The following is a 7893-nucleotide window of genomic DNA, read 5'->3' on the forward strand; positions in this document are numbered from 1 at the left end:
GTTCCGTTTTTTACGTGGTCGTGAGGGCTCCGTCAGATAGTAGTGAACCATACGTTCACTTTTCCCGAGTGATTCAGCGATTTCTCTGATCTTCTTGCCCTGTCGTTTCAACATCTGTGCTTCATGCATCAGTAACTCCAGCATTGTAGGGCGTACTCCTTGTTTTCATGATTGTTTGGCTACAACCATTACAAGGCAGTACTGCCCTTTTTTCAAGCCGGAGTCTGCAATTTACCTCCGGTGTTTTCCTGCAATTTACCTCCGGTGGCGACATACTTAAAAGAGAAAAATATCAACGAGTGATTGACAAATAGATAATGGAGTGTTTATATATCGATATGAAATTATCTATTAAATAAGTACTTCATGCAGGTAAACAGATCACATGTGGTATTTTAGGAGGCGTTTTATATGAAGGGTTTCGCAATGCGAAAAATAGGTAAAACCGGATGGGTTGAAAAGGCCACGCCTGAATGTGGGCCGCTTGATGCAATCGTAAAGCCTCTGGCTGTTTCTCCGTGTACTTCCGATGTGCACACCGTATGGGAAGGCGCCATCGGAGAAAGAACGGATATGATTCTGGGACATGAGGCCGTGGGAGAAGTGGTCGAAGTCGGTTCTCTTGTTAAAGATTTTACATCAGGTGACAAAGTGATTATACCCGCAATTACACCTGACTGGTCTTCGCCCGAATCTCAGGCCGGATTTTCCATGCATTCGGGAGGAATGTTGGCAGGCTGGAAGTTTTCTAATTTTAAAGATGGTGTTTTTGCAGATTACTTTCATGTAAACGACGCTGATGGAAACCTTGCCCTTTTGCCGGAAGAACTTGATGTTGCAGAAGCTGTCATGTTAAGTGATATGGTACCAACAGGCTTTCATGGTGTGGAATTAGCTGAAATCAAATTTGGAGATGACGTATGTGTCGTCGGAATAGGGCCGGTTGGGTTAATGGCAGTTGCAGGAGCAGCCTTATCAGGTGCAGCCAATATATATGCAGTAGGTTCACGTCCCGTTTGTTCGCAGGTTGCTAAAGAATATGGAGCAACGGATATTATTAATTATCGCGATGGTGATCTTGTTGAACAAATCATGGATAAAACCAATGGGAAAGGTGTGGATAAGGCAATTGTAGCAGGGGGTACCGCAACGGAGACCTTTAATCAGGTATTAAAAATACTAAAGCCAGGCGGAAGAATTGGCAATGTTAATTACCTTGGCAGCGGAGAAAACGTTTTGATTAATAGACTTGACTGGGGTTGCGGGATGGGACACAAAGTTATTGCCGGGGGCTTGATGCCGGGCGGCAGGCTTAGGATGGAGAAACTTGCGGCGCTTGCCACAACAGGCAGACTTGATTTAGGTAAACTTATAACCCACAAATTCAATGGTATGGAGCATCTTGAAGAGGCATTGCTTCTGATGAAGGACAAGCCTAAGGAATTAATAAAACCAGTAGTCATTGTTTAATAGAGCGAATGTACAGATGCTGCTCCTCTGATTTTTTTGTTACAACACAAGAAAATCAGAGGAAGAGCACAATAATTGAGAACGGTAAAGGTAAATGATCTGAGCACCGAGACAAAATCCGATAACGATTTTTTCTTCCTGTATGGCTTGCCGGATAAACCCCTTCTCTTTGATGAGCCAGGGGAATTGGGCTTCTTCGTAGATATTTATGGGGGTCCACCCACCATAACCAGCCAGATTTACCGCTTACTGAATAAGAAGAGAAACAAGTTTTTACTGTAAAATTGCTATCCATGTGTCTTTCTGTACACGCTTGGGGAAGCACCGGTTGTCCTGGCGAAACAGAGGTTGAATGTCCTCAGGTTTTCGAATCCGATATCAAAGGCGATATCAATAATCTTAAGGTCAGTTTCGATCAACATCCTGCAGGCTTCTTCTACCCGCAGCCTGTTGATATAGACCGATATCTTCTCTCCTGTAAGGAGTTTAAACATTCTTCCCAGATGATCTTGGCTCATATTTACCACGGCGGCAAGGTCGTATCTTGACAGGGGCTCCCTGTATCGGGTTTCGATCAGATCGCGTACTGCCTCCACCTTGATCTGGGTATTATCGGTAACTACCTTTTCCCTGCGTTCGGATTCCCTTTTCTTGATAAGGGCGTCCAGTTCGCTCTTTATTCCCGTAATACTCTGCTCAAGTTCCCTGAGTTTGTACCTTAACCCGAGGAGCATTACCAGAACGAAGCCTATACTTCTCACGTGGATGAAATCAATCAGTCCCAGAGGCAGGAGATTGGAGTAGCTCATCCAGAATTCTATATAGGACAACAGCTGAAAGCTGACTGCCGTCAGCATGAAAATCGCTTTCCTGTTTTCAGGCTGTTTTTTCCGGATCAGAGAAACGACTACGGCATAGATCAGGGGCAGCACCGTCAGATAATCTATGACTATCGAAAAAGTTGTGAAGATGCAGCGCCCTGAAAGCGGAATAAGGAACTGGACCGCCGTCAGCAGTACCGCAGTATAAATCATTGCAGACAGAATACGGTCTATAACAGGCAGATGGTGTTTCGTGTTCAGATAATATCTGCAGAACAGAAGGTTTACGATCACAGTCAGCGGATATGCCAGACTGAACAGGACGATGCTAAACATCGGATGCTGTTGCCAGATAAGTTCAAACCCCAGACCGGAACTGGCTATATGAACCATATATCCGGCAGCAATGAGCATGGCCAAATAGAGATACCCTTTTTCCCGTACTGAAACCGCCAGGAAAAGGGCATACATCAGCAGAATGAAGGTCGCTCCGAAGATGCCGCCATAGATGAATTTGTTCCTCATGCTGTGTCGGTAGTATCCTCTTTCCGTCCACAGCCGGATCGGCACAGTGTCGACAAGTTGGCTGTCGATCCTTATATAAAAATTGTGATGCCCCGGCCCCAGCTGCACGGGAAATACTATTCTACTATCCTGAACGGCCCGTTTGTTCATCGGGAATTCATAAGCCCCTGCGAGCATTCCGTATCCGCCGCGATGGGGATAAAACAGATCGAACCAGGAGTATATACCCTTTTCCAGTTCAATCATCAGCTTCACAGGCTCCGGCCCGGGATTGTTCAGGGCAAACTTGATCCAGTATGCGTTTCCCGAAAAGTCCAGTGCCGGTATTTGTTTTTCAGATTTTCTGTAGGAAGCAGAAATTCCGGGAGCGGCGGCATCTTCGACACCCCATACAATAACTGTTTTCTGATTAGTATTTATTTTGTCCATTTCGGCCCGATAGCTGTTTTCCGTGTGTTTGAGGGTTACCTCGATTTCAGGATCTGAACTCATTTTCCCCGATATAAGAATGTTCCGGACATCCGGAGGCAAGGTCCTGAACTGGCTGAGGTTTGAGAAAACAACTCCCTCACTCAATATCTCCAGGCTTTTCCCTATATAAGAACCGTCATGGAAAGTTTCGGAAATGACTATCGCAGCGGGATCTGCGGCGGCAGGCAGCACCGGTAGCAGCAGAAAGGGAAAAAGGAGAAGCCTTGCAGAATATTTTTGAATGGTATTCATGGAAAATATCTGTCCGGACATGTTTTTTCAGGACTGTCTGAAAACATTGTAATACTTTTGCAGAAAATTAATATCATGAGGTAAATAATAATGTCAAAACTTTCAGTAAGAGTCAATTATAAACCGCTGTTATGGTTCGCCGGCGGATTCGGCGCTTTCATTTTTACACGGGTAATGAATTATGTGCCCATGGCTCTGCCTATCGCTGCCCTGTTGATTCTCAGATTCAGCAGATCCCGGAAAACGTTCAAGGGAGTGTTGCTGACTGTTGCAGGGTTCATTATGTCCGTAATGGCAAGTCAGCTGTTGCCTTTTCCCGCTTCCGGAGCGGCATTCATGATTTTTCATATCCTCAAGCTCACAGTAAAGGGAATTCTTTTCGCGTTGCCGTACCTGATCGACAGGCTTTTGTATAATAAACTGAAAGGTTTCCTTAGAACTCTCGTATTTCCAGTTACTGCGGTAACGATATATTTTCTTGATTCCACTTTCGGACTTTTCAAGGGTACGGGCTTCTACTATGCCTTCATGCAGTATGGGAACTCTTCCCTCGTCCAATTCCTTTCAATAGCCGGCATCTGGGGAACGGGGTTTATTCTTCTATGGAGTTCCTCTGTTGTCTACTGGATCCTTGAGAATGGTTTTGAGTGGGAGATTATCAGAAAGGGTGTTTTAGTCTATGTCGGGGTTATGCTGCTTGCGTGTGCCTACGGCGGAATAAGAACTTCGCCGATGTTCTACGATTATTCCGGAAAAACAGTTACCACCGCAGCAATTATTCTGGCCGAAATCAGTCCCATGGAAGTCTTCGAGAAACTGGACGGCAGAAAATTTTCCGATTTGGATGTAGTGGTTCCCGAGATAGAAAAACGGGTCCGGCAGGCTGCTGATGCCGGCGCAGAAATCGCGGTACTACAGGAGTTTGCCGCAATTCTTCCTCAAGAGGAAGAAGCTGCCTTTATCGGACGGATGCGTAGAATCGCCACGGATAACAACGTATATCTATGCGTGGACTATGTCGCTCTGCCTCCCCGACATCCCGGACGGCATGACTATACCTTCGGGTTGATAGAACTTGATGATGATGAAGAGGGAAGCAACAAAGCTCTGCTTATAGACTGCAAGGGAGAGTTGAAGATTGAGTACACAAAGCTTCACGTTGCCCAACTTGAGGACAACTATGTTCTGGAATCTTCTTCGGACCAGATTCCCGTAGTCGATACGCCATATGGCCGAATAGGTGTCGTAATCTGCAAGGATATGGAATTTTCCCGTTTCATGCGGCAGGCAGCTCAGAAGCAGGCCGATCTCATTATTGCGCCCTCCTCGGAAGCAACCCGCGCACTGGCAATTACCTACAGTCAAATGCTGAGAGCGGTAGAATACGGGTTTTCCTTTATTCGCCCCTGCAGTTACGGTCTTTCGGTGGCGGTGGACTATCATGGAAATATTCTGGCTTCAAAAAACTCATTTACATCTCCGGGAAAAACTATGTACGCGGAGGTTCCCGTGAAGGGTACTTCGACCCTGTATGGAATTATAGGTGATCTATTTGCCTGGATATGCTGTACGGCCTTTTTCCTGTTTCTCCTGTACATATTGGCCACAGCCTTGAGACGCAAAAAATAGCGGCCGGTCTTTGTCGGTTTAATGTATCAGTTTGAAAGAAGAATCAAAATGGAGAGGTTCTATGAAAAAGGGGTTTATTCTGTTTCTATTCCTGATCGGAATTCGAAGCTTGATATCTGCTCAGCAGGAACCGGAAGTTAAAGTGAATTACGGACTCCGGGCACTTGCAGACTTCGATGTAAGCGCATCATTTCCGTTGGTTTTCAGCCAGGGGAAAACAGTATTTGTCAACACAGTCCGCTGTGGATACACAGTTTACGATTATGATGACTGGGGGCTTAATTGGGAAAGTGCAGGGGAAACTAAGAAATTTTATACTCTCACCTATAACCTTGTCTATATGCAGCGGCTTTCTACATCATGGTCGTTGATGGTCCGGTCAGCGATCGGTCTGGCATCCGATTTCGAAAACAATATATCCGGTGACGACATCTCATTTTCAGAGACGCTGATTTTTATGCACCGGTTCGGCTCCGATTTTTCACTCGGAGGGGGCGCTTTTTATTCTTTGCGGGCTCTGGAAGTCTATCCGCTTCCTTTTCTGGTGTTCGAGTGGATTCCCGTAAAGGGAATGAAGATATCGGGAACGGTTCCCGATAGTATCAATATGAGTTTCATGCTCCATGAGTCGGCTGAATTTGGTTTTTTTTTAAAAAAAGATTCATTCAATTATTATGGAAATCCGGATACATACCTTATTGACAACCCGAGGCTGGTATACACCAATCTGATCGCGGGACCGGCTCTGCACGTCATTGTGTCCGAAAGTATCGTCCTGAATTTCGAATGTGGATACGCCTTTGCCGGAAAGTTCAAGCTGTATAACGGACATGATAAAGAACTTACAATTGACATTGACCCGGAAATGTATGTAAAGATAGGTTTGGCTGCCGGGTTATAAAAAAACAGTGGATTTAAAGATTGAGATTTCACTCATATAGAAAATATGACGTGTGGAAAACGGAAATAGGGGGGATTAATGAATAAAACTAAAGTTGGAATTTTGATTTTCAATGAAGTAGAAGTCCTTGATTTTGTCGGACCATTTGAAGAGACTGTCCAGAAATCTGTGTTTTTCCTGAAATCGATCAGAGCGCATAGAGCTCCAATTGATCACTAAATTGAATCAAAAGCTGGGAGTAAATGGAACCCCAGTTTCGTGTTTTCATGGACCACTTTTCTTCCAGCCTGCTTGTTGCAAGATAAAATAATTTCAGCACCGAATCTTCATTCGGAAATACTGGTCTGTTTTTCGAGACCTTCCTCATGGAACGGTTAAAACTTTCAATCGGATTTGTTGTATAAATCAGCGTTCGTAAATCCTCGGAGTATTTGAAAAAGGTTGAGAGCTCCGGCCAGTTCGATTTCCAGGATCTGTAGATATTGCGGAAACCGTCCCCCCCCATTTCTCCTGAAATGCTTCCAGGTTGAGCAGTCCTTCTTCTTCAGTCGGGGCAGAATACACAAGCTTCAAATCGGCAGCTACGGTTTTCCGGTCTTTCCAGGCAACGTGCTTTAAGGAATTGCGTATCTGATGGACAATACATTTCTGAACCTCCGCCCGGGGAAAGGCTGATGAAATAGCCTCGGAAATGCCGGTCAGGTTATCGACCGAGAATATCAGGATCTCCTGAACTCCCCGGTTTTTTAGCTCATTCATCACCGAAAGCCAGTAACGTGATGATTCAGGTTCTTTAGACAAATAGAGCCCCAGACATTCCTTCCGGCCGTCCAGGTTGATTCCGATAATTCCATAGAGCACAACGTTTTTTACAGTTCTCTCTATCTTCATTTTTACCACCAGTGCATCCAGACATACAATCGGATATACGGGTTGAAGCGGACGGCATTGCCATTCCTTGGCTCCCTCAATAACAGCATCTGTGATAGTCGAGACCGTTTCAGGAGACATCTCGTACCCGTATATTTCTTTGATATGATATTGAATATCCCGGGTTGATAATCCAAGGCCAAACATGGAAATGACTTTTTCTTCCATTCCTGTTATATCTCTCTGCCGTTTCTTTACAATTTGCGGCTCGAAACTTCCCTCCCGGTCTCGAGGGACATCGAGATTTATTGCGCCGTGTTTGCTTTTTACCGTTTTTGTTGAGTAACCGTTTCGTATATTTTTAGAATCCGGATTACTTTTCTGATTTTTCGAATAACCTACATGGTCGGTCATTTCACCTTCATACAAGGTTTCAATGACTTACTTTGACAGGTCATTCATGAAGGAGTTCAAATCTTCTGTTGTCTTAATTCCCTGTTCTTTGATGAGCTTTTCAAGTTCTTTCTGGTTTAAAATCATGTTCTTTCTCCTGAAATAGTATATTTATTTTCAGGCAAAAACAGAGTTAATCTGACACTATCGCCAGTCAAATTGGTCCGCCCCTGGCACATCGGTATTGTCGTAAAACCGACTACTCGCCCCCTGTGTCAACATAGATTACGCCTGATGTGAGAATTTAATTTCTTCATCAGAGAACAGAACTATGGAGACAGTATGAGGTACAGCAGAGCCATCAAAGAATCAGTCTTGAAAAAAGTCTTACCCCCTGAGAAGCGGAGTATCCGTGAGGTAGCCCTGGAATACGGCATAAACGATCAGACCATCCGAAACTGGATAGAGCAGGTAAATAACGGTATACTGAACCTGGATGCAGAGTTAGGACCTGCCGCTCTGGGCAACAGAGAAAAGTTTCAGCTTGTACTTGAAGCGGCC

Annotated in this window: 7 protein-coding genes; 4 read left to right on the forward strand and 3 right to left on the reverse strand. The window is 44.8% G+C overall.

Annotated elements, in window-relative coordinates; genetic code table 11:
- Positions 1-411: 411 nt before the first annotated feature.
- Positions 412-1470 (forward strand): NAD(P)-dependent alcohol dehydrogenase, encoded by a 1059-nt coding sequence (locus F459_RS0121495; RefSeq protein WP_020614709.1) that lies wholly within the window; start codon positions 412-414, stop codon positions 1468-1470.
- A gap of 287 nt (positions 1471-1757) precedes the next feature.
- Here the strand turns inward: F459_RS0121495 and F459_RS0121505 are convergent, their stop codons facing one another.
- Positions 1758-3560: a 7TM diverse intracellular signaling domain-containing protein gene (locus F459_RS0121505; protein ID WP_020614711.1), complete on the reverse strand. Its 1803-nt coding sequence runs from the start codon at positions 3558-3560 to the stop codon at positions 1758-1760.
- A 69-nt stretch (positions 3561-3629) separates the two neighbouring features.
- Between F459_RS0121505 and F459_RS0121510 the strand changes: the two genes are divergently transcribed.
- Both F459_RS0121510 and F459_RS0121515 read left to right on the forward strand, forming a co-directional pair.
- Positions 3630-5168 carry a carbon-nitrogen hydrolase family protein gene (locus tag F459_RS0121510; protein WP_020614712.1) on the forward strand — a complete coding sequence of 513 codons (1539 nt, stop codon included), beginning with the start codon at positions 3630-3632 and terminating at the stop codon, positions 5166-5168.
- Between the two features lie 61 nt (positions 5169-5229).
- On the forward strand, positions 5230-6069 hold the full coding sequence (locus tag F459_RS0121515; protein WP_020614713.1) for a DUF6268 family outer membrane beta-barrel protein: 840 nt from the start codon (positions 5230-5232) through the stop codon (positions 6067-6069).
- A gap of 187 nt (positions 6070-6256) precedes the next feature.
- Here F459_RS0121515 and F459_RS24750 read toward each other — a convergent pair whose 3' ends face one another.
- Both F459_RS24750 and F459_RS23085 read right to left on the reverse strand, forming a co-directional pair.
- Entirely contained in the window at positions 6257-6574 is a 318-nt protein-coding gene (locus tag F459_RS24750) for a transposase (RefSeq protein ID WP_211214033.1), read from the reverse strand.
- Entirely contained in the window at positions 6475-7368 is an 894-nt protein-coding gene (locus tag F459_RS23085; protein ID WP_281167940.1) for an IS256 family transposase, read from the reverse strand. The genes F459_RS24750 and F459_RS23085 overlap by 100 nt, the downstream gene beginning before the upstream one ends.
- Positions 7369-7674: 306 nt before the next feature.
- Between F459_RS23085 and F459_RS0121530 the strand changes: the two genes are divergently transcribed.
- Positions 7675-7893, forward strand: a 219-nt coding sequence (locus tag F459_RS0121530; protein ID WP_020614716.1) for a transposase, incomplete at its 3' end; no start/stop codon positions are given.

The sequence above is a fragment of the Sediminispirochaeta bajacaliforniensis DSM 16054 genome (assembly GCF_000378205.1).
GTDB classification, from domain to species: domain Bacteria; phylum Spirochaetota; class Spirochaetia; order DSM-16054; family Sediminispirochaetaceae; genus Sediminispirochaeta; species Sediminispirochaeta bajacaliforniensis.

Coding starts and splice junctions, on each gene's coding strand:
- F459_RS0121495 (WP_020614709.1), top strand. CDS start 412: ATGAAGGGTTTCGCAATGCGAAAAATAGGTAAAACCGGATGGGTTGAA.
- F459_RS0121505 (WP_020614711.1), bottom strand. CDS start 3,560: ATGTCCGGACAGATATTTTCCATGAATACCATTCAAAAATATTCTGCA.
- F459_RS0121510 (WP_020614712.1), top strand. CDS start 3,630: ATGTCAAAACTTTCAGTAAGAGTCAATTATAAACCGCTGTTATGGTTC.
- F459_RS0121515 (WP_020614713.1), top strand. CDS start 5,230: ATGAAAAAGGGGTTTATTCTGTTTCTATTCCTGATCGGAATTCGAAGC.
- F459_RS24750 (WP_211214033.1), bottom strand. CDS start 6,574: ATGGGGGGGGACGGTTTCCGCAATATCTACAGATCCTGGAAATCGAAC.